This window comes from Comamonas granuli NBRC 101663, assembly GCF_000739995.1.
GTDB classification, from domain to species: Bacteria; Pseudomonadota; Gammaproteobacteria; order Burkholderiales; family Burkholderiaceae_C; genus Simplicispira; species Simplicispira granuli.
The window spans coordinates 1-24639 of the sequence record NZ_BBJX01000020.1 but is presented as its reverse complement, the minus strand read 5'-3'; the positions used below and the strand labels follow the sequence as shown (position 1 = coordinate 24639).

Genomic DNA, 24639 nt, shown 5'->3' with positions numbered 1-24639 from the left:
CCGGCCATACACGCCTTGTCCACAGGTGGCGCACAGGCTGTGCAATGACGGCGTGCCGGGCTGTTGGTACCATGGCCGCCCGATCCGAGGAACCCCATGTTTGACGACCCCGTCCTGGTGGACGATGTATTCGAGCCCATAGACCGCCAGGTGGCGCAGTTGCGCGTGCCGCCACACTCCATCGAGGCCGAGTCGAGCGTGCTTGGCGGCCTGCTGCTGGACAACCACGCCTGGGACCGCGTCGGCGATCTGCTCGTGGAGAGCGACTTCTACCGCCACGAGCACCAGATCATCTACACCGCCATCGCCAGCCTGGTCAACGCCAACAAGCCGGCGGATGTGATCACGGTCTACGAACAACTGCAGAGTCTGGGCAAGTCCGAGGAGATTGGCGGGCTGGTCTACCTCAATGCGCTGGCGCAGTACGTGCCCAGCGCCAGCAATATCCGCCGCTACGCCGAGATCGTGCGCGAGCGCGCCATCCTGCGCAAGCTGGTGACCGCCAGCGACGAGATCGCCACCAACGCCTTCAATCCCCAGGGCAAGCCGGTGGACCGCATCCTGGATGAGGCCGAGCAGAAGATCTTCAACATCGGTGAAGAAGGCTCGCGCATGAAGCAGGGCTTCCAGGCCATGGAGAACCTGGTGGTCAACCTGCTCGACCGCGTGCAGGAGATGGCGGACAACCCGAACGACATCACCGGCGTGCCCACGGGCTTCATCGACCTGGACCGCATGACCTCGGGCCTGCAGGCGGGCGACCTGGTGGTGCTGGCGGCGCGCCCGTCCATGGGCAAGACGGCCTTTGCCGTGAACATTGCCGAACACGTGGCGCTCAACGAAGGCCTGCCCGTGGCCGTGTTCTCCATGGAAATGGGCGCGGCGCAACTGGCCGTGCGTATCGTGGGCTCCATCGGCCGCATCGACCAGGGCCATCTGCGCACCGGCAAGCTCACCGACGACGAATGGCCGCGCCTGACCGAGGCCATCGAGCGCCTGCGCAACGTCTCGCTGCACATCGACGAAACCCCGGGCCTGACCCCCAGCGAGCTGCGCGCCAACGCGCGCCGCCTGGCGCGCAGTTGCGGCAAGCTCGGCCTGATCGTGGTGGACTACCTGCAGCTCATGAGCGGCTCCAGCGGCTCGCAGGGCGAGAACCGCGCCACCGAGCTGGGCGAGATCTCGCGCGGCCTCAAGATGCTGGCCAAGGAGCTGCAGTGCCCGGTGATCGCGCTCTCGCAGCTCAACCGCTCGGTGGAAACGCGCACCGACAAGCGGCCCATGATGTCCGACCTGCGTGAGTCCGGTGCCATCGAGCAGGATGCCGACATCATCATGTTCATCTACCGCGACGACTACTACAACAAGGACAGCAAGGAGCCCAACGTCGCCGAGATCATCATCGGCAAGCAGCGCAACGGCCCCACGGGCACGGTCAAGCTGTTCTTCCAGAAATCGCAGACGCGCTTCGAGAGCCTGGCCCTGGGCTCCAGCGACGATTTTTAAGGAATAGAGGCTCTGGCGCCCGCTGGGCGGGCGCCAGAAGCTATCAAAAATATAGCGTCAAAGCACTTCGCTGGCAAAGTCCGCCAGGCGCGAGCGCTCGCCGCGTGCCAGCGTGATGTGGCCGCTGTGCGGCCAGCCCTTGAAGCGGTCCACCGCGAAGGTCAGGCCCGAGGAGCCCTCGGTGAGGTAGGGCGTGTCGATCTGCGCCAGGTTGCCCATGCAGATGATCTTGGTGCCCGGGCCGGCGCGCGTCACCAGGGTCTTCATCTGCTTGGGCGTGAGGTTCTGCGCCTCGTCGATGATGAGGTACTTGTTCATGAACGTGCGCCCGCGCATGAAGTTCATGCTCTTGATCTTGATGCGGCTGCGGATCAGCTCGTTGGTGGCGGCGCGCCCCCATTCACCCGCGCCCGTGCCGTCGCCCTTGGCCAGGAATTCCAGGTTGTCGTCCAGGGCGCCCATCCAGGGTCCCATCTTCTCTTCCTCGGTGCCGGGCAGAAAGCCGATGTCCTCGCCCACGCTGACCGTGGCGCGGGTCATGATGATCTCGGTGTAGCGGCGCTCGTCGAGCACTTGCGTGAGGCCCGCGGCCAGCGCCATCAGGGTCTTGCCCGTGCCGGCGGTGCCGGTGAGCGTGACGAAGTCGACGTCCGGGTCCATGAGCAGGTTCATGGCGAAGTTCTGCTCGCGGTTGCGCGCCGTCACGCCCCAGAGGGCATTCTTGGCGTGACCGTGGTCCTTGAGCGTGCGCAGCACCGCCGTCTTGTCGCGGATTTCGGTCACGCGCGCGTACAGGCTGGGCTCGCCGGGAGCCTCGAAGTAGACGAACTGGTTGATCAGCAGCTGCGCCACGATGGGGCCGCCGATGCGGTAGTAGGTGTGCACGCCGCTCTGCCAGCTCTCCACGGATTTGCCGTGGCGGCTCCAGAAGTCCGGCGGCAACTGCAGCGCGCCGGAGTAGAGCAGGTCGTCGTCCTCCAGCACCTTGTCGTTCTGGTAGTCCTCGGTGGGCAGGCCCAGCGCGCGCGCCTTCACGCGCATGTTGATGTCCTTGGACACCAGCACCACCTCGCGCGGCGCGTGCTGCCGGCGCAGGGCTTCGACCACGCCCAGGATCTGGTTGTCGGCCTTGCCCTGGGGCAGGCTGGCGGGCAGGTGGATGTCCAGTGCCGCAGTCTGGAAGAACAGGCTGCCGCTGGCGCTGCGCTGGCCGGTGGAGTCCAGCCGCAGGCCCTTGCCGATGTCCGCGCCCTGGGCGGCGGCCAGCGCGTCGAGGGCGCGGCTCACCTGGCGGCCGTTGCGCGCCACCTCGGTCATGCCCTTCTTGTGCGCGTCCAGCTCCTCCAGCACGATCATGGGCAGGTAGATGTCGTGCTCTTCGAAGCGGAACAGGCTGCTCGGGTCGTGCAGCAGCACATTGGTGTCGAGCACGAACAGCTTGGCCGGGCAGCTGCCGCGCGCCTTGCGCGTGCGCCGCGGCGCCGGGGTGGTGCGCGGGGCCGCGGCCGCCGCGGGTGCGGCTTGCGCCCGCACGGCCGGGGCCGGGGCTGCCGATGGAGGCGGGAGTGCGGCGGGAGGCGGCGCTGTCAGGGCGGCCACAGTCTGCCGGGTCTTGGTGGGCGTGCGTGCGCTGCGGGCCGCAGCGCTGCCCGGGGCGGCCTCGGGCGGCGTGGCGGCGGCGTCCGCGGTGGCGGTGCGGGCTGCCGCCGGTGCAGCGAGGAAGGCTTCAGGATCGAGCCGGGAGGCGCGCCGGGTCGGTGGGGGGGGCAGGGGCATGGTGCGTGCGGGAGATCTGGCGGGGTTCAGAAAGCAAAAAGCCGCCGGGAGGCCCAGGCGGCTGATCGTTGGTGGTGGGTCGCTTCGCGGTGCAGCGGCATGGGCCCATTATGCATGGCCGTGGTGACGGCACTGCGTCACCGCCGCGGCGGGCCCCGTCAGGCGGCCTTCTTGAGCTGCGTCTTGAGTGCCTTGACGGCCTTGAGCACCTCGTCCACGTGGCCCGGTACCTTCAGGCCGCGCCATTCCTGCAGCAGCAGGCCGTCCGGCCCGATGAGGAAGGTGCTGCGCTCGATGCCCTTGACCTTCTTGCCGTACATGATCTTGTTCTTGACCACGCCGAACATGTGGCACATTTTCTCTTCGGTGTCGGCGATCAGGTCGAACGGCAGTTCGAGCTTGGCCTTGAAGTCGTCGTGCGACTTCATGTTGTCGCGCGAGACGCCGAACACGGCGGCTCCGGCCTTGACGAAATCCTTGTACTTGTCGCGGAACTGCATGGCCTCGGTGGTGCAGCCCGGGGTATTGTCCTTGGGGTAGAAGTAGAGGATCAGGATCTGGCCATGGTGAGAGGTGTTGGAAACCTTGACCCCGCTGGTCGCGTTGGCTTCGAATTCAGGGAGGGGTTTGTTGACAACGATGGCCATATGTCTTCTGTCTCTCCGGAAGGGTGCTTGAAAGACCGGTGGGGTGTGGGGTTCTTAAAGGTAAGGGCCGCCACCGGCAGAAACCTTGGATTTTACCTTGAAACCCCCGCAGAGTCACCTGCGCGGTTACTCGGGGAGCGGCGGGCTCAGTCGGGGAGCGGCAGCAGCAGGGCCGCGATGACGTTGCGCCCCTCGCCCGCGAGGATGTTGTAGGTGCGGCAGGCGGCGGCGGTGTCCATGGTTTCGACGCCGATGCCGCGCTGCATCAGCGGGGCCAGCCAGGCCGGCGGCACAAAGCGCAGGCGCGTGCCGCTGCCCAGCAGCAGGACTTCGGCGTCGAACTGGGCGAGCGCGGCGAAATGCTGCGGGCCCAGGTCCTCGAAGCGCGCGCAGTCCCAGGGCTGGCGCAGGCCGCGGGCGCCCAGGAGCAGGCTGGTGCTGACCCTCTCGGCGCCTACGGCGATCCAGCCGGGGCCATAGCCGGTGATGCTGTGGGCGTCGAAGCGGTCGGGCTGGAATTTCATGCAGGGGCTGGGCGGCGGGCCCGCAGGGGCGCGGCCGCAGGTGTGAACTGTGGTCAAATTATAGGTTCCGCCGCAAGCCCCGGGGCTGGGCGGGTGATGCCACCTGCTGTCCACCGCGCATGAAAACCGTACTCAAATCCACCAAGCTCAACAATGTTCTCTACGATGTCCGCGGCCCCATCGTGGACGCCGCCCGGCAGATGGAGGACGAGGGGCAGAAGATCATCAAGCTCAACATCGGCAACATGGCGCCGTTCGGCTTCGATCCGCCCGAGGAGGTGGTGCAGGACATGGCGCGCAACCTGCCCGAGTCCGCCGGCTACTCCGACAGCAAGGGCATCTTCGCGGCGCGCAAGGCCGTCATGCACTACACGCAGCAGCAGGGCATTGCGGGCGTGACGCTGGACGACATCTACCTGGGCAATGGCGCGAGCGAGCTCATCGTCATGGCGACGAACGCCCTGCTCAACGACGGCGACGAGCTGCTGCTGCCCGCGCCCGACTACCCGCTGTGGACGGCGGCCACCAGCCTCTCGGGCGGCGTGCCGGTGCACTACGTGTGTGACGAATCCAACGGCTGGATGCCCAGCCTGGAGGACATGCGCGCCAAGATCACGCCGCGCACGCGCGGCATCGTGGTCATCAACCCGAACAACCCCACGGGCGCGCTCTATTCCGACGAGCTGCTGCGCGGCATCGTGCAACTGGCGCGCGAGCACGACCTGGTGCTGCTGGTGGACGAGGTGTACGACAAGGTGCTGTACGACGGCGTGCGCCACACGGCCATGGCCAGCCTGTCCACCGACGTGCTCACGCTCACGTTCAACTCGCTCTCCAAGGCCTACCGCTCCTGCGGCTACCGCGCGGGCTGGATGGTGGTCTCGGGCGACAAGCGCGCCGCGCGCGACTACATCGAGGGGCTGAACATGCTGGCCAACCTCAAGCTCGGCTCCAACGTGCCGGGGCAGTGGGCCATCCAGACGGCGCTGGGCGGCTACCAGAGCATCAACGACCTCGTCAAGGAAGGCGGGCGCCTGCGCCGCCAGCGCGACCTGGCCTACGAACTCATCACCCAGATTCCCGGCGTCACCTGCGTCAAGCCGCGGGCGGCGCTGTACATGTTCCCGCGCCTGGACCCCGCGATGTACCCCATCGAGGACGACCGCCAGTTCTTCATGGAGGTGCTGCGCGCCACGCGTGTGATGCTGGTGCAGGGCTCGGGCTTCAACTACCCCGACCACCAGCATTTCCGCATCGTCTTCCTGCCGCACGAGGACGATCTGCGCGAGGCCATTGGCCGCCTGGCGGGCTTTCTGGCCCAGTACCGGCAGCGCCACGGAAAGGCTTGATACTATTGTTTTTGTAGCTTGCGGCGCTTGATCCACGGGCGCTAAAGGCATTTTTGATTGAGAGTTCTCTGATGAAACCCATCCAAGTCGGCCTGCTGGGCATAGGTACTGTGGGCAGCGGCGTGTTCCAGGTGCTGCGCCGCAATGAGGAAGAGATCCGCCGCCGCGCGGGCCGCGGCATCGCCATCACCATGGTGGCCGACCTCGACGTGGAGCGCGCCCGCTCCATCGTGGGCGAGGGCGTGCAGGTCGTCAACGACGCCCGCGCCGTGATCGCCAACCCCGAGATCGACATCGTCATCGAGCTCATCGGCGGCTACGGCATCGCCAAGGCGCTGGTGCTCGAAGCCATCGCGGCAGGCAAGCACGTGGTCACGGCCAACAAGGCCCTGCTGGCCGTGCACGGCAGCGAGATCTTCGCTGCCGCCTCCGCCAGGGGCGTGATGGTGGCCTTCGAGGCCGCCGTGGCCGGCGGCATTCCCATCATCAAGGCGCTGCGCGAAGGCCTCACGGCCAACCGCATCCAGTGGATCGCGGGCATCATCAACGGCACGACGAACTTCATCCTCTCCGAGATGCGCGACAAGGGGCTGGACTTCGACGTGGTGCTCAAGGAGGCGCAGCGCCTGGGCTACGCCGAGGCCGACCCGACCTTCGACATCGAGGGTGTGGACGCCGCGCACAAGGCCACCATCATGAGCGCCCTGGCCTTCGGCATCCCGGTGCAGTTCGACAAGGCCTACGTGGAAGGCATCACCCAACTGGCCGCGGCCGACATCAAGTACGCCGAGCAGCTCGGCTACCGCATCAAGCTGCTGGGCATCACCAAGCGCGCGGACAAGGGCGTGGAGCTGCGCGTGCACCCCAGCCTGGTGCCCGCCAAGCGCCTGATCGCCAACGTCGAGGGCGCCATGAATGCCGTGGTGGTGCACGGCGACGCCGTGGGCACCACGCTGTACTACGGCAAGGGCGCGGGCGCCGAGCCCACGGCCAGCGCCGTGATCGCCGACCTCGTGGACATCACGCGCCTGCACACGGCCGACCCCGAGCACCGCGTGCCGCACCTGGCCTTCCAGCCGCACACGCTGTCGCAGGCCAAGGACGAGCTGCCCGTGCTGCCCATGAGCGAGGTCGTCACCAGCTACTACCTGCGCCTGCGCGTGGCCGACCAGGCCGGCGTGCTGGCCCAGGTGACGGGCATCCTGGCCGGCGCCGGCATCAGCATCGACGCCGTGCTGCAGCGCGAGGCCGACGAAGTGGGCGGCGAGGGCAGCACGCAGACCGACCTCATCATCCTCACGCACGACACGCGCGAAGGCCTGATGGACGCGGCCATCGCCCAGATGCAGGCCCTGCCCACCGTGCTCGCGCCGATCACGCGCATCCGCAAGGAAGAGCTCAACTGAGGGCGGCCCCGGGCCGCAGGATGTCCGCTTTCCAAGACAGGGGCCCGGTGCCCGCCACCCCCCGGGGCGACCCGCCCGGGGCACGAGAAACCACCATGCATTACCTCTCCACCCGTGGCGATGCCACCCCCCGCAAGTTCTGCGACATCCTGCTCGAAGGCCTGGCGCCCGACGGCGGGCTGTACCTGCCCGCCTCGTACCCGCAGATCAGCGACGCGCGCCTGCAGGAGCTGCGCACCGCCTACCACCAGCAGGGCTATGCCGAGCTGGCGTTCCAGATCCTCTCGCTCTACATCGACGACATTCCCGCCGCCGACCTGCGCGCCCTGTGCGCCAAGACCTACACCGCCGAGGTGTTCGGCACCGGCGAGATCGTGCCGCTGCGCCACCTGGAAGACGGCCTGTGGCTCGAAGCCCTGTCCAACGGCCCCACGCTGGCCTTCAAGGACATGGCCATGCAGCTCCTGGGCAACCTGTTCGAGTACGAGCTGGCGCGCCGTGGCGAGGAGCTCAACATCCTGGGCGCCACCAGCGGCGACACCGGCAGCGCGGCCGAATACGCCATGCGCGGCAAAAAGGGCATCCGCGTCTTCATGACCAGCCCGCACGGGCGCATGAGCCCCTTCCAGCAGGCGCAGATGTTCTCCCTGCAGGACGAGAACATCCACAACATCGCCATCGAGGGCGTGTTCGACGACTGCCAGGACATCGTCAAGGCCGTCTCCAACGACCTGGCGTTCAAGCGCAAGTACAAGATCGGCACGGTCAACTCCATCAACTGGGCGCGCCTGCTGGCGCAGGTGGTGTACTACTTCGCGGGCTACATCCAGGCCACCGAGTCGAACGCGCAAAAGGTCAGCTTCACCGTGCCCAGCGGCAACTTCGGCAATGTGTGCGCCGGCCATGTGGCGCGCATGATGGGCCTGCCCATCGCCCAGCTGGTGGTGGCGACGAACGAGAACGACGTGCTCGACGAGTTCTTCCGCACCGGCGTCTACCGCGTGCGCGGCAGTGCCGACACGCACGAGACCTCCAGCCCGTCCATGGACATCTCCAAGGCGAGCAACTTCGAGCGTTTCATCTTCGACCTGCTCGGGCGCGACGGCGCGCGCACCCAGGCCCTGTTCGGCACGGCGCTGCAGACCACGGGCCGGTTCGACCTGAGCCAGGACCCCTGCTTTGCCGACGTGGCCGCGAAGTACGGCTTTGCCAGCGGCAAGAGCACGCATGCCGACCGCCTGGCCACCATCCGCTCCACCTGGCAGCAGCATGGCGTGACCATAGACACGCACACGGCCGACGGCGTGAAGGTGGCGCGCGAGCACCGCGGCGACGGCTCGGTGCCCATGATCGTGCTGGAGACGGCGCTGCCCATCAAGTTCGCCGCCACCATCGAGGAGGCCCTGGGCCACGCGCCCGAGCGCCCGCCCAAGTTCGCGGGCATCGAGGACCTGCCCAAGCGCGTGCAGGTCATGCCGGCCGATGCGGAGCAGGTCAAGGCCTACATCGCCCGCCATTGCGCCTGAGGCGGCGCACCGCCCGGAGGGCAGCGGGTCTTAAACATCAAATTGGCCTCCAGCGCCCGTCCGGAAAGCGCTGGCAGCTATGATTTCAGGAGTTTCGGATGAAAGTCATCGGCTTTGCCGGGTACTCCGGCAGCGGCAAGACCACACTGGTCGAGCAGATCATCCCGCTGCTGCGTGCGCAGGGGCTGCGCGTGTCGGTGGTCAAGCATGCGCACCACCGTTTCGACATCGACCACCCGGGCAAGGACTCCTGGCGCCACCGCAAGGCCGGGGCGCAGGAGGTGGTCATTGCCTCGGACCTGCGCCTGGCCCTGGTGCGCGAGTTCGACCAGCCCACGCAGGTGAGCGTGCACCAGATGATCGCCGCGCTCTCCCCCGGCGCCGACTGGGTGCTGGTCGAGGGCTTCAAGGAAAGCGGCATTCCCAAGGTCGAGGTCTGGCGCGAACCCGCCGCGGCTGAGCCGCCGCGCCCCGTGCGCTACCCCGGCGACGCCGCCATCGTCGCCGTTGCCACCGACGACGCCTCGCGCCTGCCCGCACCCACCAGCCTGCCGCTGCTGGACCTCAACCAGCCGGCCCAGGTGGCGCAGTGGCTGCTGGCCCAGGGCGAGCGCTTCACCTACCACGCTCCGCCGGCAGGAGGCACGCCATGAACACGAACCTGACCCCGGGCCTCATGCCCCTGGACGAAGCGCTGGCAGCGCTGCTGGCGCGCGCGCAGCCGGGCACCGGCGTGCAGACCGTGCCCACGGCCGAGGCCGACGGCCGCGTGCTCGCGCAGGACCTGGTCTGCAGCCTGAACGTGCCCCCGCACGACAACAGCGCCATGGACGGCTACGCCCTGCGCTGCGCCGACGTGCCGCAGGCCGGCACCGTGCTGCCCGTGGCCCAGCGCATTGCGGCAGGCAGCACCGGCCAGCCCCTGCAGCCGGGCACGGCGGCGCGCATCTTCACCGGCGCCCCCTTGCCCGCGGGCACCGACGCCGTGGTCATGCAGGAGGACTGCGTGGCCGAAGGCACCGGCCAGGTGCGCGTGCAGGTGCAGCCTGTGCCGGGCCAGAACATCCGCCGCGCGGGCGAGGACATCACCCGCGGCAGCGTGGTGCTGCCCGCGGGCGCGCGCCTCACGCCCGCGGCGCTGGGCCTGGCGGCCAGCGTGGGCGCTGCCGAGCTGGCCGTGGCGCGCCGCCCGCGCGTGGCGCTGTTCTCCACGGGCGACGAGCTGGTCATGCCCGGCACCGTGCCGCCCGCGCAACTGCCGCCCGGCGCCATCTACAACAGCAACCGCTTCTTCCTGCGCGCGCTGCTGCAGCGCCTGGGCTGCGAGGTCAGCGACCTGGGCAATGTGCCCGACGAGCGCGCGGCCACCGTGCAGGTCCTGCAGGCCGCCAGCGCCGGGCACGACCTGATCCTCACCAGCGGCGGCGTCTCCGTGGGCGAGGAAGACCACATCAAGCCCGCCGTGCAGCAGCTCGGCAGCCTGGACCTCTGGCGCATCGCCATCAAGCCGGGCAAGCCCTTTGCCTGCGGGCGCGTGGGGCAGGCGCATTTCCTGGGCCTGCCGGGCAACCCCGTGGCCAGCCTGCTGACCTGCGCGCTGCTGGTGCGGCCCTTCGTGCTGCGCCTGCAGGGTGTGCGCGATACTGCGCCCGCCGCCATCGCCCTGCGCGCCGACTTCGACTGGCCGCGCGCCGACAAGCGGCGCGAGTTCCTGCGCGTGCGGCGCAACGCGGCGGGCGGCCTGGACCTGTTTGCCAACCAGGGCTCGGGCGTGCTCACCTCCACCGTGTGGGGCGACGGCGTGGTCGATACCCCCCCGGGCCAGCCCATCGCGCGCGGCGATGTGGTGCGTTACATCCCCTTTGCGGAGTTGTTCGCATGAAGGTTTCTGTGCGTTATTTCGCCTCCATCCGCGAGGCCCTGGGCACCGGCCAGGAGAGCCTGGACACCGATGCCGCCACCCTGGGCGCGCTGCGTGACGAACTCATCGCGCGCGGCGGCGCGCACGCCGCCGCCCTGCAGCGCGGCCGCGCCGTGCGCATGGCGCTGGACCAGGTGCTCAGCGAGGACGCGGCGCCGCTGCGCGAGGGCGCCGAGGTGGCTTTCTTCCCGCCCGTCACGGGCGGTTGACGCCGCCTGCGGCGCCGCGGCTCAGGCCGCAGGCGGCGGCAGCGCGGGGCAGGGCCAGGCCAGCAGCTCGGCCAGCCGCGTGGTGATCCAGGCCGCCTCGGCCGCGTTCACGCCCGAGCCGGCGCTGCACAGGCCCGCATGGATGCGGCGCAGCACCTCGGTCTCGGACGGCGTCGGCCCGTGGTACTGCGCCTGCGCCTGCTCCACCAGGTGGTTGGCCAGGTCTTCGCTCAGCTCGTAGCGCGCGCGCACCACGGCAGGCGGCTCGCGCAGGCGCTGGCGCGCGTCGCTGTACAGCGCGACGAAGGAGGGCGGCACCTGGATCTGGTTGTCGTCGTGGTCCATGGGGGGCGGTGCCTCAGTCGGGTGTGAACAGGCGCTCGAAGCGGGCCCGGTCGGCCTCCAGCTCGAAGCTGACCACCTGGCCCATCTTCATGTCCGCATGGCGGCAGGCGGCAAACAGCGTGCTGCGGCCCGCCAGGTCCATGGCCGCCAGGTCGATGAGGGCGTAGGGATAGGGCACGAAGACCTGGTGCGCGAACACCTCGCGGTGCTGGTTGCGCGGCGACGGGTAGAGCTGGTAGAGCGGGGTGTGGATGGTGGCCATGGGCGTGCGGGGAGCAGAGCGGGTACAGTGCGGGCGAATCGTAGCGGCAATCCGCGGCCGGGTGCCGCTGCCGGTTCCCATGATTCTGCTCTGCAAAGGCCTGCCACCATGAATGCGCTTCACGCCGTGTCCATACAGACTGCGGACTTCGACGTCTCCGCGGAAATTGCCGCCCTGCGTGCGGGCGATCCGGGCGTGGGCGCCGTGTGCTGCTTCGTGGGCACGGTGCGCGAGCACAGCGCGGGCGAGGCGGTGGCCTCCATGGAGCTGGAGCATTACCCCGGCATGACGGAGAAGTCCATCGCCGCCATGATCGAGGAGGCCCGGCGGCGCTTCGACATCCGCGGGGTGCGCGTCATCCACCGCGTGGGCCTGCTCGCGCCCACGGACCAGATCGTGCTCGTCGCCGTGACCTCGGCGCACCGCGGCGAGAGCTTCCAGGCCTGTGAATTCCTCATGGACTACCTCAAGACCCAGGCGCCGTTCTGGAAGAAGGAGGCGACGCCGCAGGGCGCGCGCTGGGTGGATGCGCGCGCCAGCGACGACGCCGCGCTCGCGCGCTGGGGCATCACGGCAGCGCCCAACACCTGAAGCCCGCAGCCCCTGCGGCCGGGGGCCCTCAGCCGCGGCCCGCGCGGATGCGCGCCACGTTGCGGTTCATCCAGCGGCGCACCACGGCCTGGAACAGCCAGCGCTTGAGCCCGGACAGGTTGGCGCCGTGGCGCGCGTAGAAGGCGTCGGGGTCGTCGAACACGCCAAAGTCGTGGTTGATGCCCTCCTTCTGGATGTAGGTGTTGCCGCCCTCCCAGTCCACGGCCGGGCGCTGCAGGTCGGGCGTGGCTGCGCCGTAGCCGCAGAACGGCCCCTGGTGCTTGGCAAAGCGCCGCTGCAGGGCGCGCAGGTAGGCGCCGTCGAGGATGAAGCCCTCCAGCTCCAGCCAGCGGCCCTCGAACCACACCTCCACCCAGCTGTGCACGATGCTGCGCGGCGCGAGCTGGTAGGCGATGCCGGTGATGGCACCTTTTTGCAGCGCCTTGTCGATGGTGAAGCCGTGCAGGCGGCAGGGGATGCCGCAGGCGCGCAGCAGCGCCATGAACAGCGCGCCCTTGGTATTGCATTGCCCCATGCCGTCGGCCAGCACGCGCGAGGCGGGCAGGTCGTCCGCCAGGTTGTAGCCGAAGGCGATTTCGTCGCGCACGAAGCCGTAGAGGGCGGCGATGCGCGCGCGCTCGGGCAGCTCGCGCCAGCCGCGCTGCGCGACCAGCGCCTGGATGCGCGGGTGCGTGTGGTCGAGGATGGCGGTCTGGCGCAGCAGGGTGGGGGTGTTGATGGTGTGCATGCCGCCATTGAAAACCTTGAAGAAACTCCAAGGTCAAGCGGAATTGAGGGCGTACTGTCTTTCCATCGCGGCGCGGCGGTTGAAAAATACGGCCTGGGCCTAAGCTGTGGGGCAACAGGAGAACCACACCCATGCGTCTCGACAAATTCACCACCAAGTTCCAGGAAGCCCTGGGCGACGCCCAGTCGCTCGCGCTGGGCAATGACCACGCCTACATCGAACCCGTCCACCTGCTGGTGGCCATGCTGCGCCAGGAGGACGGCCCGCGCGCGCTGCTCGAGCGCGCCGGCGCCAACGTGCCGGGCCTGCTGGCCGCGGCCGAGGCGGCCGTCAAGCGCCTGCCGCAGGTGCAGGGCCACGAGCAGGTGCAGGGCGGGCCGGAGTTGGCCCGCGTGCTGCAGGCCACCGAGAAGGAAGCCATCAAGCGCGGCGACCAGTTCATCGCCAGTGAGCTGTTCCTGCTGGCGCTGACCGACAGCAAGGGCGAGGCCGCGCGCATCGCCAAGGAGAACGGCCTCACGCGCAAGAGCCTGGAGGCGGCCATCGAGGCCGTGCGCGGCGGCGCCAAGATGGACAGCGCCGAGGGCGAGGGCCAGCGCGAGGCGCTGAAGAAATACTGCATCGACCTGACCGAGCGCGCGCGCCTGGGCAAGCTCGACCCGGTGATCGGCCGCGACGACGAGATCCGCCGCGCCATCCAGGTGCTGCAGCGCCGCACCAAGAACAACCCCGTGCTCATCGGCGAACCCGGCGTGGGCAAGACCGCCATCGTCGAAGGGCTGGCCCAACGCATCGTGGCCGGCGAGGTGCCCGAATCGCTCAAGGGCAAGCGCGTGCTCTCGCTCGACATGGCGGCGCTGCTGGCCGGCGCCAAGTTCCGGGGCGAGTTCGAGGAACGCCTCAAGACCGTGCTCAACGAGCTGGCCAAGGACGAGGGCCAGACCATCGTCTTCATCGACGAGTTGCACACCATGGTGGGCGCGGGCAAGGCCGAGGGCGCCATGGACGCCGGCAACATGCTCAAGCCCGCCCTGGCGCGCGGCGAGCTGCACTGCGTGGGCGCGACCACGCTCGACGAATACCGCAAGTACATCGAGAAGGACGCCGCGCTGGAGCGCCGCTTCCAGAAGATCCTCGTGGGCGAGCCCACGGTGGAGGCGACCATCGCCATCCTGCGCGGCCTGCAGGAAAAGTACGAGGTGCACCACGGCGTGGAGATCACCGACCCGGCCATCGTGGCCGCGGCCGAGCTCTCCCACCGCTACATCACCGACCGCTTCCTGCCCGACAAGGCCATCGACCTGATCGACGAGGCCGCGTCCAAGATCAAGATCGAGATCGACTCCAAGCCCGAGGTCATGGACAAGCTCGACCGCCGCCTGATCCAGTTGCAGATCGAGCGCGAGGCCGTGAAGAAGGAAAAGGACGAGGCCTCGCAGAAGCGCCTGGCGCTGATCGAGGAGGAAATCACCTCGCTGCAGAAGGAAATCGCCGACCTGGAGGACATCTGGACCGCCGAGAAGGCCCAGGCCCAGGGCAGCCAGCAGGTGCGCGAGCAGGTCGAGCAGGTCAAGCTGCAGATCGAGGAATGGAAGCGCAAGGGCGACTTCAACAAGGTGGCCGAGCTGCAATACGGCAAGCTGCCCGAGTTGGAGCGCCAGCTCAAGGAAGCCCAGGCCCAGGAAGAGGGCCAGAATGGCACGCCCAACCGCCTGCTGCGCACGCAGGTCGGCGCCGAGGAAATCGCCGAGGTGGTGAGCCGCGCCACGGGCATCCCCGTGGCCAAGATGATGCAGGGCGAGAAGGACAAGCTCTTGCAGATGGAAGGCAAGCTGCACGAGCGCGTGGTGGGCCAGAACGAGGCGATCGCCGCCGTGGCCAACGCCATCCGGCGCTCGCGCTCGGGCCTGTCGGACCCGAACCGCCCCACGGGCTCGTTCCTGTTCCTCGGCCCCACGGGCGTGGGCAAGACCGAGCTGTGCAAGGCGCTGGCGGGCTTTTTGTTCGACAGCGAGGAGCACCTGATCCGCATCGACATGAGCGAGTTCATGGAGAAGCATTCCGTGGCCCGCCTCATCGGCGCGCCACCCGGCTACGTGGGCTACGAAGAGGGCGGCTACCTGACGGAAGCCGTGCGCCGCAAGCCGTATTCCGTGCTGCTGCTCGACGAGGTGGAGAAGGCCCACCCGGACGTGTTCAACGTGCTCTTGCAGGTGCTGGACGATGGCCGCCTGACCGACGGCCAGGGCCGCACCGTGGACTTCAAGAACACCGTGATCGTGATGACGAGCAACATCGGCTCGCACCTGATCCAGGCCATGGTGGGGCAGGACTCGGACGACATCAAGGAGGCCGTGTGGGGCGAGCTGAAGAACCACTTCCGCCCCGAGTTCCTCAACCGCATCGACGAGACCGTGGTGTTCCACGCGCTCGACGCGGCACACATCGAGGCCATCGCGCGCATCCAGCTCCAGTTGCTGCAGTCGCGCCTGGCGAAGATGGACCTGACGCTGGACGTCTCGCCCGCCGCGCTGGCCGAGCTGGCCAAGGTTGGCTTCGACCCGGTGTTTGGCGCACGCCCGCTCAAGCGCGCCATCCAGCAGCGCATCGAGAACCCGCTGTCCAAGCTGCTGCTCGAAGGGCGCTTTCCGCCCAAGAGCACCATCGCGGTGGGCGTGGACCCGGTGCTCGAACCCGGGGTGTTCCGCTTCCACGCGGCGCCCACGGTGTGATTTTGCTATGAATAAAATAGCTTCCAGCGCTTGATGGATAAGCGCTGGAAGTCTTTTTTATTCAGAAATTGGAGGTTGCTTGAACGATGTGCTTGCGGGTTTGATCCGCTTTTTGGTGCGGCTCCTGCTGCTGGCTGCGGGCCTGGTGTTCTTCCTGAGCCTGCTTGCGGCAGCCCTGGTGCTGGCCCTGGTGTGGGGGCTGCGCCGGCTGTGGGCGCGTCTGACCGGGCGCCCGGCCGCGCCCTGGTCGGCACGCATCGATCCGCGCACGGCGTGGACCACGGTGTACCGTTCCAGCAGCCGCTGGAGCGGCGCGCGCCGCCCCGGGGCGGACGCCGAAGCCCGCTCCGATACGCCGGCCCACCTGCGCCCGCTGCCCGGCGCAGAGGACGTCACCGACGTGCAGATCAAACCGCCGCAGAGGGGCCCTGAAGGCTGAAAAAGCCTTGCGTCTGCGGCGCTGCCCGGCCCAGGCCAGGCCGCTCCAGCACGCGGGCGCTCGGCGAGGGGCGTATGTCCGTCATGGGTGCGCCTTGAGTTGTTCGCGCAAGACGGTCTTGAGCACCTTGCCGTAGTGGTTTTTGGGCAGAGCGGGCACAAAGCAATAGCGCTTGGGCCGCTTGAAGCGGGCGATGTGGTCCAGGCACAGGGCATCGAGGGCGGCGCTGTCCACGCTCTGTCCGGGGCGCGGCGCCACGAAGGCCACCACCACCTCGCCCCACTCGGGGTCGGGCGCGCCGATGACCGAGACCTCGGCCACGGCCGGGTGCAGCAGCAGCACCTCCTCGACCTCGCGCGGGTAGATGTTGGAGCCACCGCTGATGACCACGTCCTTGCTGCGGTCCTTGAGCGTGAGGTAGCCGTCGGCGTCCAGCGTGCCCATGTCGCCGGTCCACAGCCAGCCATCGCGCAGCGCGGCGGCGGTGGCGGCTTCGTCCTGCCAGTAGCCGGCCATCACGGTGTCGCCGCGCACCAGCACCTCGCCGACCGCGCCGGGCGGCAGCGGCGCGCCGTCGGGGCCGGCCACGCGCACCTCTACGGCGGTCTGGCGCACGCCGACCGAGACCAGGCGCTCCGCGTGGCGCGGGTGGCCGGTGTCGGCCAGGTCGGCACGGCCCAGCGCGGTGATGGTCATCGGGCTCTCGCCCTGGCCGTAAATCTGCGCAAAGCAGGGGCCCATGGCGCGCAGCGCGCGCTGGATGTCGGCGGCGTACATGGGCGCGCCGCCGTAGACGATGGTGCGAAAGCCAGCGGCGCTGGCGCCGCTGGCCTCGGCATGGTCCACCAGGCGCTTGACCATGGTGGGCGCGGCAAACAGGCACAGCCGCCCCAGGCTGTGCGACAGCGCAAACAGCTCGGGCGCATCGAAGCCGCCCGAGGCCGGCACCACATGGCGCGCCCCGGCGATCACGTAGGGAATGCAGTACAGCCCGCCGCCGTGCGACATGGGCGCGGCGTAGGCGAGGGTGTCGTCGGGGCTGACGGCGTCCACATCGGTGAAGTAGCACAGTGCCATGGTCTGCAGGTTGCGGTGCGTCAGCACCACACCCTTGGGCCGGCCAGTGGTGCCGCTGGTGTAGAACAGCCAGGCGCCATCGGTGGCGGCGCGTTCGGTCAGCGGCAGCGGCGCGGCCTGCAGCAGGCCGGCGTAGGCGGCCTGGTCCACATCGACCGTGCCATCCGGGGCGCGCAGGTCGGCACCCACATCGGCGCTCACAAAGGCCTGGCGCGCGCCCGAGTGCTCGACGATCCACTGCGCCTCGCGCACATGCAGCTTGGCGTTGATGGGCACCACCACCAGCCCGGCCCACCAGCAGGCGTAGAGCAGCTCCACGTAGGCCGGGTGGTTGCGCAGGAACAGCACCACCCGCTCGCCCGGCTGCAGACCACCGGCGCGCAGGCCGCCAGCCAGGCAGGCCACGCGCTCGGCCAGCGTGCCGTAGTCGTACAGCAGGGCCTTGCCGTGGAACAGGGCAGGGCGCGCCGGGTCTTTCAGCGCGACGCGCTGCAGCGCACAAGCCAGGTTCATCGCGCAGCCTCCAGGATGGACACGCAGCTGACCACGGCCGATCCGCCCATGTTGAACACGCCCACCAGATCGGCGCCGGGCACCTGGATGCCGCCGGCGGTGTGGGTCAGCTGCATGCAGGCCATCACGTGCATCGACACGCCGGTGGCGCCAATCGGGTGGCCCTTGGCCTTGAGCCCGCCCGAGGGGTTGATCGGCAGACGGCCGTCGGCCATCACGGTGCCGTCCTCCAGCAGGCGCGCGCCCTGGCCAGGGGCGGCCAGGCCCATGGCCTCGTAGGTCAGCAGCTCGGCAATGGTGAAGCAGTCGTGCACTTCGGCCAGGCTCAGGTCGGACAGCGCCGCGCCGGCGCGCTGCAACGCCTGCTGCCAGGCACGGCGCGGGCCTTCAAACTCCAGGAAGTTGCGGCGCGCTATCGGCAGGTAGTCGTTGACCTGCGCCGTGGCGCGAAAACGCACGGCCTGGCGGGCGCTGCCGGTCTGGTCGGCAGCGCGCAGCACCAGCGCAGCGGCCCCGTCGGACACCAGCGAGCAGTCGGTCTTGCGCAGCGGCGCGGCCACCATCGGGTTCTTGTCCGACACCGTGTTGCAGAACTCGAAGCCGAAGTCGCGGCGCAGGTGGGCCAGCGGGTTGCGTGCGCCGTTGGCGTGGTTCTTGGCGGCAATGCGCGCCAGCGTGGCGCTGTGGTCGCCATGGCGCTCGAAGTAGGCCTGCGCAAAGCGCGCGAAGATACCCGGGAAGGTCAGGCCCGCACTGGCCTCTTCGGGCACGTAGCTGGCGTTGGCCAGTGCCTGGGTCACGGCCTCGCCGCTCACGCCGGTCATCTTCTCGGCGCCGACGACCAGCACCGTGCGCGCGCGCCCGCTCTCGATGGCGGCCATGCCCTGGTAGAGCGCGGCGGTGCCGGTGGCGCAGGCGTTCTCCACGCGCGTGGCCGGGGCCCAGCGCAGGCCGGGTTCGGCCTGCAGCGGGTAGGAACTGATGAAGTTCTCGGGCACAAAGCCCATGCCGCCAAAGCCGATGAACACGGCATCGACCTCGCTGGCCTCGATGCCGGCGTGCTGCAATGCCTCGCTGGTGGCGCGGCCCACCATGGCCTCCAGGCTCAGGTCGTCGAATTTGCCGAAGGGCAGGTGGCTCCAGCCAATGATGTGGGGGTGCTGCGGCGACAAGGGGTGCTCCGTCTGTTCAGGGAGAACCCGAAAGATAGCGCTGCCTTCGCGCGCCGGCCATAGCGTAAAAACACCAGCGGACCAACCCTTGGGGCCGTTCTGCGAGCGCAGACACCCCTGGCCGCCTGCAGCGTCGGCAGTGCAGGTACACACCCGCCACAGCGCCTGCCCTGGCCTGCGGCAGGCCGTGGTCTACAGCGCCCCCACCAGCCGCGCTACCAGCTCACCCTGCGTGGCCGCCCCGATCTTGCGCATCAGCCGCGCACGGTGGGCCTCGACGGTGCGCGGGCTGATGCCCAGCACCCGCGCAATCTGCTTGCTCGTGCCGCCGCCCAGCAGTTGCCGGGCGATCTCGCGCTCGCGCGGGGTCAGCGGCGTGGTCAGCGGGCGCTGGCTCGACAGGTCCTCGAACATCCACACCGCGCGGGCATAGGGGTCGTCCCGGTCCAGCGTGCGTCCGCTGACATGACACCAGAACAGGCTGCCATCGCGCCGGCGCATGATGCGCTGGTCGCTGTACATGCCGGTGCTGCGCATGGCCGGCAGGCCCGCCTCGCCGGTGTGGTGGTATTCCTCCTCGCTGGGGTAGAGCAGCGCCAGCGACTGCCCGATCAGCGCGTGCAGCTCGTGCCCGAACATGCGCGCGAACTCCTCGTTGCACAGCTCGATGGCGCGGTTGCGCGTCACGCACATGCCCACCGGCGCGACATGGAATGCCAGTTGCAGAAGCTCCAATAGTTCGGGGGCGGGTGGTACGGGCATGGGCGAGGGTGTGTGCTGGCCGCATGTTAGCCGCCGCGGGCGGCTTGTGGCAGGCCACGGCCCGGTAGATGGAGGTCTCTAATCCCGCGACGGGCCGGAGCCGCCGCCCTATGATGCGCGCATGAACCACGCCGACCTCCAAGCCCTGTTCGACGCACAGTACCAGGCCAGCCGCGCCCAGGTGGATGTGCCCCTGCTGGTGCGCCGCGAGCGCCTCCTGCGCATGCGCAAGCTCCTGGACGAGCACGGGCCCACGCTGGCGGCGGCCGTGCAGGCCGACTTCGGCGTGCGCTCGCAGCGCCTGACCGAGGTGGCGGACATGTTCGTGCTGCGCACGCTCATCGGCCACACGTTGCGCCACCTGGCGCGCTGGATGCGGCCGCAGAAAGTGCGCACGCCCATCTACCTGCAGCCCGCCAGCGCCATGATCCAGCGCCAGCCCCTGGGCGTGGTGGGCGTGGTCTCGCCCTGGAACTACCCCGTGCAGCTCGCCCTGGCGCCCGCCATCACGGCACTGGCCGCCGGTAACCGCGTGATGATCAAGCCCAGCGAGCTCACGCCGCACACCGCCGCGCAGCTGGCGCAGCTGCTGGCCCAGTTCTTCAGCCCCGAGGAAGTCTGCGTGGTGCAGGGCGACGCGGCCGTGGCCAGCGCCTTCTGCGCGCTGCCCTTCGACCACCTGGTGTTCACCGGCTCCACCGCCGTGGGGCGCAAGGTGGCGCAGGCGGCCGCCGCCAACCTCACGCCTACCACGCTGGAGCTGGGCGGCAAGTCGCCCTGCATCATCGACGCCAGTTGCGACCTGCAGGACGCCGCGCTCAAGATCGCGCACGGCAAGCTGCTCAACGCCGGCCAGACCTGCATCGCCCCCGACTACGTGCTGCTGCCGCGCGGCCAGGAGGCGGCGTTCGCCGAGACCTTCCGCGCCGCCGTGGCGCGCCTGTTCCCGCGCATCGCGGGCAACCCCGACTACGCCTCCATCATCAGCCCGCGCCACCTGGCGCGCCTGCGCACCATGCTGCAGCAGGCCCAGACCCTGGGCGCCGAGGTGCAAAGCATGGACCCGGCCCCCGGTGCCGTGCCCGCCCCTGGCGCCGCCGTGCAGGACGGCGCCACCAGCCGCCAGATGGCGCCCGTGTTGGTGTTCGGCGCCACCTCGGCCATGCAGCTGATGCAGGAGGAAATCTTCGGCCCCGTGCTGCCCGTGGTTACCTACGAGCGGCTCGACGATGCCATCGCCCATATCAACGCCGGGCTGCGTCCGCTGGCGCTCTACTGGTTCGGCACCGACAACGGCGTGCGCGACAGCGTGCTGGCGCGCACCGTCAGCGGCGGCGTGACGGTGAACGACACGCTCATGCACATCGCGCACGACGGCCTGCCCTTTGGCGGCGTGGGCGACAGCGGCTGGGGCGCCTACCATGGCGAGCACGGCTTTCTGCGCTTTTGCCACCAGAAGTCCGTGCTCGTGCAGTCGCGCTGGGCCATGGGCTCGTTGTTCTACCCGCCCTACGGCGCGCGCTTTGACCAGGTGATGGGCCTGCTGCGCCGCTGGCTGTGAGCCGACCGTGCGCGCGGCCGCTGCCCCTTGTGCAGCCCGCGCGGCAAGACCCTGCTGCAGGGGTATTGCCGGTTTCGGCGAAAATGCCGCTCCCCTTCGTTTTCGTTGTTCGTTTTCGCAGGCCGTCACCGGCCGGTTTCCCCATGTCCAGTATTCAGGTTCGTCCCGCCACGCTCCGCGATGCCAAAGCCATCGCCCAGATCCACACCGCAGCCGCACAGGCCGCCTACAAAGGCCTGGTGCCCGACGAGCAGTTGAAGTCCTTTTCCGTCGAAAAGCGCCAGGCCTACTGGCGCGAAGCCATCGAGTACTGCGAACCGCAGGTCCAGGTCGCCGTCGAGGACGACAAGATCGTCGGCTTCGTCGGCTTCGACCGCTCGCGCGACGAAAAGTCCCGCCCCACCACCGGCGAAATCTGGGCCATCTACGCTGCCCCGACCCACTGGAGCAAAGGGGTGGGCCTGGCCCTGTGGGACGCGGCGCGCGATGGCCTGCAGGAAGAAGGCTGCACCAACGTCACCGCCTGGGTGCCGCTGCGCAACGAGCGCGCACTGCGCTTTCACGAGCTCGCCGGCTTCAAGCGCGAGATGACCACGGCCAAGACCGCGGTGATCGGCGGCGTGAAGATCGAGGAAGTGCGCCTGCAGCGGCCGTTGAACTGAGAAACACCCCCCCTATGTCGCTACGCTCCTTTCCCCCGCTTTCGCAGCGCTGTGCGCTGCGGGCAGGGGGACGCCGCCAGCGCGGCGGGGCGGCCCTTGCACGGCGGCTGCTGGCTGGGGCCGTGCCAATTCCTGCGTCGCGGGTGGCGTGTGGCGCCAAGGGGAACTGAAATGACGGCCATGATCGAGTGGAGCGAACCGGGCGGGCCGCGCAGCGCGCGCTGGCGTTCCGAGAACGGCGCCGCGGCGCCGCGCCGCGTGGTGCTGGCCGACGACACCCTGGCGGCCGACACCGCCTACCGCCTGGCCTGCGAAGGCACGGGCCTGCTGTGGCGCGGCGACTTCCAGAACGCGCGCCACCTGCTGCAGGCCCTCATGCGCCGCGCCGACCGCAAGCCCGCCAAGGCGGCGGCCAAGGCCGCGCAAAAGCGCGCCGCCGCCACCCCGGCCGAGCAGTTCCACCTGCACCGCCAGGCGCAGGCACAGCGCGCGCGCACCCTGGGGGCGCTGCTGATTCCGGTGGAAGGCGACTACAGCATCGCCCTGCGCCGCGCGCCCGACTGGCGCGCCGCCTGCACCGAGGCCTGGGGCCCGGCGACGGGCGAGGCCAGCGTGGTGTCGCTGCGCGAGCTGCTGGGCATCGTCGGCGCGCACGAGTGGCGCAAGAAGGGCGTGGAAATCCCCGCCCTGGGCGCAGGCCCGCACCACCGCATCCACCCGCACTACGGCGTGTTCTCGCCCGTGCGCGGCGAATACATCGACCTCGTGGCGCAGGCGCCGCTGCCGTCCAAGGAGCTGGCCTTCGATATCGGCACCGGCACCGGCGTGCTCGCCGCCGTGTTGGCGCGCCGCGGCGTGCGCCGCGTGGTCGCCACCGAACTGGCGCCGCGTGCCCTGGCCTGCGCGCAGGACAATTTCCAGCGCCTGGGCCTGCAGGGCCGGGTCGAACTGCTGGAGGCCGACCTGTTCCCCCCCGGCCGCGCGCCGCTCGTGGTCTGCAATCCGCCCTGGCTGCCCGCGCGGCCCAGCTCGGCCGTCGAGCAGGCCGTGTACGACGAGGGCAGCCGCATGCTCAAGGGCTTTCTGGCCGGGCTGCGCGAGCACCTGGAGCCCGGCGGCGAAGGCTGGCTGCTGCTGTCCGACCTGGCAGAACACCTGGGCCTGCGCACGCGCGACGAACTGCTGGGTTGGATCGCTGCGGCCGGGCTGCGCGTGCTGGGCCGCGAAGACATGCGCCCGCGCCATGGCAAGGCGCAGGACGCCAGCGACGCGCTGCACGCCGCGCGCGCGGCCGAGGTCACATCGCTGTGGCGGCTGGCTGCGGCGTGACGCGCGCAGAGCGCGGGCCGGGCGCAGCGGGCGCAGCTTCTTCGGGCAGCAACTGCGCCAGGCGCTCGCGGATGGCCGCCGCCTGCTGTGCGCCGGCCAGGTAGCCCACTTCCTCCAGCAGCGCCTCGCCCACGTCCAGCATGCTCCAGCGGTCGCGCGCGCCGCGCAGCGCCGCACGGTACTGCTCGGCCAGCTGCGGGTTGCGCCGCGCGAGCATGTGCTCGCACATGTCGAACAGGTACATGCGTGCACCCGCCAGCGAGCGCAGCGGATCATGCGGCGCCGGCACCATGGGCGACGCGGTGGCGCGCCAGCCAGCGCCATGCGCCTGGGGCTCCGGCAGGCTGAGGTAGCCCGCGTGCACCAGTTCATCGACGATCTGCCGGCCCTGGCCGTGGTACATGGCCTGCAGCTCGTGCAGGGGCTTGCCATCTGCCAGCAGCAGCAGCGAACGTTCGCGCAGGCTCAGCGTGCGCATGCCGGGCTGCAGTTCGAGGCGGGCTTTGTCGGTCTTGAACAGCATCATGGGGCAGGGGGGAGGTTTCCTGCACGGCATTGCAGCAGGGTGGGATGACGGCTTGATGACCTGCGGCGGGACGGGGAGCGCAGCGCCGGTTCAACTTGAGTGCCCATAGTGCGGTGACTTTGGGCTGGTTTCGATCCGTTGCCGCAGTTCGTGCAGCCAGCCACCATGGCTGATTTGCAGCGGGTCCCGTCGTTCGCAGGCCGGAGCCGGGTTCACGGAGCGTGGCTTGAAACAGGCATCGGCTCACCTGGTAACTCGGCAGATGCAATGACCGGTGTCGAGGGCGCTGCGGTCATCCTGCCTGGTGGGCGGCAGGTCGCCTCCGTCAACCTCGTGGCGGCTGTCCGCGCCTCGCAGGGTCGAACGCACGCTATCGCAGTTGCTGGTCAGGCATGTAGGCCCGCACACGCCTCCATGTTCCATGGTCGGCATTTCGGCGCATGCTGCCGGCTCGGAGCGGGCACTGTTGTAAAGGAGCCGCCCTGGTTGCTCCCGCGTGACCTGTGAGGCCAAAGCGTCTACGCTAAGGGCGCCGCGGCGGCTGAACCGGGCGGGCATTCTGCCAGGCATGCCGTGTCGACTTGGTTTCCCGTCGTTCGCTGCTGGGGCACGCGGCGCACCCAGGCGGGCGCGCCGACCGGTCAACTTAACAGGAGTGAAGACATGTCGTACATCGATGGTTTTGTCATTGCGGTCCCCATTGCCAACAAGCAGAAGTTCATCGAGCACGCGCGCCATTTCGACGCGATGTTTATCGAGCTGGGCGCACTCCGTGTGATCGAAGGTTGGGGCGACGACGTCCCCGACGGCAAAGTCACCGACTTCCGCCGCGCAGTCCAGGCCACGGCCGAGGAGACGGTGGCCTTTTCGTGGGTCGAATGGCCGGACAAGGCCACGCGCGACGCAGGCATGAAGAAAATGATGGAAGACCCGCGCATGGATCCGGGCACACCCGGCAACCCTCCCATGCCCTTCGACGGCAAACGCATGATCTTCGGCGGCTTCGAACAGGTGGTCGAAGTGAAGGCTTGAGCGGCGGGGGCGATGCAGCCCCTG

Annotated in this window: 24 protein-coding genes; 14 read left to right on the top strand and 10 right to left on the bottom strand. The window is 69.3% G+C overall.

The genetic code is table 11. The features are described from left to right. Window positions 1-96: 96 nt before the first annotated feature. Window positions 97-1506: a replicative DNA helicase gene (dnaB, locus tag CGR01S_RS15275; RefSeq protein WP_042429251.1), complete on the top strand. Its 1410-nt coding sequence runs from the start codon at window positions 97-99 to the stop codon at window positions 1504-1506. 57 nt (window positions 1507-1563) lie between these two features. On the opposite strand, the gene CGR01S_RS15270 is transcribed toward dnaB, so the two are convergent. The 3 genes from CGR01S_RS15270 to CGR01S_RS15260 all read right to left on the bottom strand — a co-directional run bounded on the left by CGR01S_RS15270 (window position 1564) and on the right by CGR01S_RS15260 (window position 4453). Beyond that, entirely contained in the window at window positions 1564-3282 is a 1719-nt protein-coding gene (locus CGR01S_RS15270) for a PhoH family protein (protein WP_042429248.1), read from the bottom strand. 158 nt (window positions 3283-3440) lie between these two features. Continuing rightward, window positions 3441-3929 carry a peroxiredoxin gene (locus tag CGR01S_RS15265; RefSeq protein ID WP_042429242.1) on the bottom strand — a complete coding sequence of 163 codons (489 nt, stop codon included), beginning with the start codon at window positions 3927-3929 and terminating at the stop codon, window positions 3441-3443. 146 nt (window positions 3930-4075) lie between these two features. Continuing rightward, window positions 4076-4453, bottom strand: a complete 378-nt coding sequence (locus CGR01S_RS15260) for an Mth938-like domain-containing protein (protein ID WP_042429240.1) — start codon at window positions 4451-4453, stop codon at window positions 4076-4078. Between the two features lie 119 nt (window positions 4454-4572). Between CGR01S_RS15260 and CGR01S_RS15255 the strand changes: the two genes are divergently transcribed. The 6 genes from CGR01S_RS15255 (at window position 4573) to moaD (ending at window position 10864) form a co-directional block, all read left to right on the top strand. Next, on the top strand, window positions 4573-5802 hold the full coding sequence (locus CGR01S_RS15255) for a pyridoxal phosphate-dependent aminotransferase (protein ID WP_042429237.1): 1230 nt from the start codon (window positions 4573-4575) through the stop codon (window positions 5800-5802). 71 nt (window positions 5803-5873) lie between these two features. Then, entirely contained in the window at window positions 5874-7208 is a 1335-nt protein-coding gene (locus CGR01S_RS15250) for a homoserine dehydrogenase (RefSeq protein ID WP_042429235.1), read from the top strand. Between the two features lie 95 nt (window positions 7209-7303). Then, window positions 7304-8734 (top strand): threonine synthase, encoded by a 1431-nt coding sequence (gene thrC / locus CGR01S_RS15245; protein ID WP_042429314.1) that lies wholly within the window; start codon window positions 7304-7306, stop codon window positions 8732-8734. Window positions 8735-8832: 98 nt separating this feature from the next. Beyond that, entirely contained in the window at window positions 8833-9387 is a 555-nt protein-coding gene (gene mobB, locus CGR01S_RS15240; RefSeq protein ID WP_042429232.1) for a molybdopterin-guanine dinucleotide biosynthesis protein B, read from the top strand. Next, on the top strand, window positions 9384-10616 hold the full coding sequence (locus tag CGR01S_RS15235) for a molybdopterin molybdotransferase MoeA (protein ID WP_042429229.1): 1233 nt from the start codon (window positions 9384-9386) through the stop codon (window positions 10614-10616). Before mobB ends, CGR01S_RS15235 begins: the two co-directional genes overlap by 4 nt. After that, window positions 10613-10864 carry a molybdopterin converting factor subunit 1 gene (moaD, locus tag CGR01S_RS15230; protein ID WP_042429226.1) on the top strand — a complete coding sequence of 84 codons (252 nt, stop codon included), beginning with the start codon at window positions 10613-10615 and terminating at the stop codon, window positions 10862-10864. The genes CGR01S_RS15235 and moaD overlap by 4 nt, the downstream gene beginning before the upstream one ends. A gap of 21 nt (window positions 10865-10885) precedes the next feature. Here moaD and CGR01S_RS15225 read toward each other — a convergent pair whose 3' ends face one another. Then, the gene (locus CGR01S_RS15225) at window positions 10886-11209 is read right to left on the bottom strand and encodes a hypothetical protein (RefSeq protein ID WP_042429222.1); all 324 of its coding nucleotides are present in this window, start codon (window positions 11207-11209) and stop codon (window positions 10886-10888) included. Between the two features lie 13 nt (window positions 11210-11222). After that, window positions 11223-11471 carry a hypothetical protein gene (locus CGR01S_RS15220; protein ID WP_042429219.1) on the bottom strand — a complete coding sequence of 83 codons (249 nt, stop codon included), beginning with the start codon at window positions 11469-11471 and terminating at the stop codon, window positions 11223-11225. Between the two features lie 108 nt (window positions 11472-11579). On the opposite strand from CGR01S_RS15220, the gene moaE reads away from it, so the two are divergent. Further along, the gene (moaE, locus tag CGR01S_RS15215; protein WP_042429215.1) at window positions 11580-12062 is read left to right on the top strand and encodes a molybdopterin synthase catalytic subunit MoaE; all 483 of its coding nucleotides are present in this window, start codon (window positions 11580-11582) and stop codon (window positions 12060-12062) included. A gap of 28 nt (window positions 12063-12090) precedes the next feature. Here moaE and CGR01S_RS15210 read toward each other — a convergent pair whose 3' ends face one another. Further along, the gene (locus CGR01S_RS15210; RefSeq protein WP_042429212.1) at window positions 12091-12810 is read right to left on the bottom strand and encodes a transglutaminase-like domain-containing protein; all 720 of its coding nucleotides are present in this window, start codon (window positions 12808-12810) and stop codon (window positions 12091-12093) included. A 131-nt stretch (window positions 12811-12941) separates the two neighbouring features. Between CGR01S_RS15210 and clpB the strand changes: the two genes are divergently transcribed. Further along, window positions 12942-15542: an ATP-dependent chaperone ClpB gene (clpB, locus tag CGR01S_RS15205; protein ID WP_042429209.1), complete on the top strand. Its 2601-nt coding sequence runs from the start codon at window positions 12942-12944 to the stop codon at window positions 15540-15542. Window positions 15543-15621: 79 nt separating this feature from the next. Continuing rightward, window positions 15622-15981 (top strand): hypothetical protein, encoded by a 360-nt coding sequence (locus tag CGR01S_RS15200; protein WP_042429207.1) that lies wholly within the window; start codon window positions 15622-15624, stop codon window positions 15979-15981. 81 nt (window positions 15982-16062) lie between these two features. Here the strand turns inward: CGR01S_RS15200 and CGR01S_RS15195 are convergent, their stop codons facing one another. The 3 genes from CGR01S_RS15195 to CGR01S_RS15185 all read right to left on the bottom strand — a co-directional run bounded on the left by CGR01S_RS15195 (window position 16063) and on the right by CGR01S_RS15185 (window position 19505). Then, window positions 16063-17571, bottom strand: a complete 1509-nt coding sequence (locus tag CGR01S_RS15195; RefSeq protein WP_042429204.1) for an AMP-binding protein — start codon at window positions 17569-17571, stop codon at window positions 16063-16065. Next, window positions 17568-18743 carry an acetyl-CoA acetyltransferase gene (locus CGR01S_RS15190; RefSeq protein WP_174435709.1) on the bottom strand — a complete coding sequence of 392 codons (1176 nt, stop codon included), beginning with the start codon at window positions 18741-18743 and terminating at the stop codon, window positions 17568-17570. Before CGR01S_RS15190 ends, CGR01S_RS15195 begins: the two co-directional genes overlap by 4 nt. 192 nt (window positions 18744-18935) lie before the next feature. Next, window positions 18936-19505 (bottom strand): PAS and helix-turn-helix domain-containing protein, encoded by a 570-nt coding sequence (locus CGR01S_RS15185; RefSeq protein WP_042429201.1) that lies wholly within the window; start codon window positions 19503-19505, stop codon window positions 18936-18938. A gap of 121 nt (window positions 19506-19626) precedes the next feature. Between CGR01S_RS15185 and CGR01S_RS15180 the strand changes: the two genes are divergently transcribed. The 3 genes from CGR01S_RS15180 to CGR01S_RS15170 all read left to right on the top strand — a co-directional run bounded on the left by CGR01S_RS15180 (window position 19627) and on the right by CGR01S_RS15170 (window position 23057). Then, a complete protein-coding gene (locus tag CGR01S_RS15180; RefSeq protein ID WP_042429198.1) occupies window positions 19627-21066 on the top strand; it encodes a coniferyl aldehyde dehydrogenase in 1440 nt (479 codons plus the stop codon). Between the two features lie 143 nt (window positions 21067-21209). Further along, a complete protein-coding gene (locus CGR01S_RS15175) occupies window positions 21210-21728 on the top strand; it encodes a GNAT family N-acetyltransferase (RefSeq protein ID WP_042429194.1) in 519 nt (172 codons plus the stop codon). A 180-nt stretch (window positions 21729-21908) separates the two neighbouring features. Further along, the gene (locus tag CGR01S_RS15170; RefSeq protein WP_042429308.1) at window positions 21909-23057 is read left to right on the top strand and encodes a methyltransferase; all 1149 of its coding nucleotides are present in this window, start codon (window positions 21909-21911) and stop codon (window positions 23055-23057) included. Here the strand turns inward: CGR01S_RS15170 and CGR01S_RS15165 are convergent. Further along, window positions 23026-23583: a hypothetical protein gene (locus tag CGR01S_RS15165; RefSeq protein ID WP_042429192.1), complete on the bottom strand. Its 558-nt coding sequence runs from the start codon at window positions 23581-23583 to the stop codon at window positions 23026-23028. The two genes, CGR01S_RS15170 and CGR01S_RS15165, sit on opposite strands and share 32 nt — an antisense overlap. A 663-nt stretch (window positions 23584-24246) precedes the next feature. Between CGR01S_RS15165 and CGR01S_RS15160 the strand changes: the two genes are divergently transcribed. Beyond that, window positions 24247-24615, top strand: a complete 369-nt coding sequence (locus CGR01S_RS15160) for a DUF1428 domain-containing protein (protein WP_042429189.1) — start codon at window positions 24247-24249, stop codon at window positions 24613-24615. Window positions 24616-24639 lie beyond the last annotated feature (24 nt).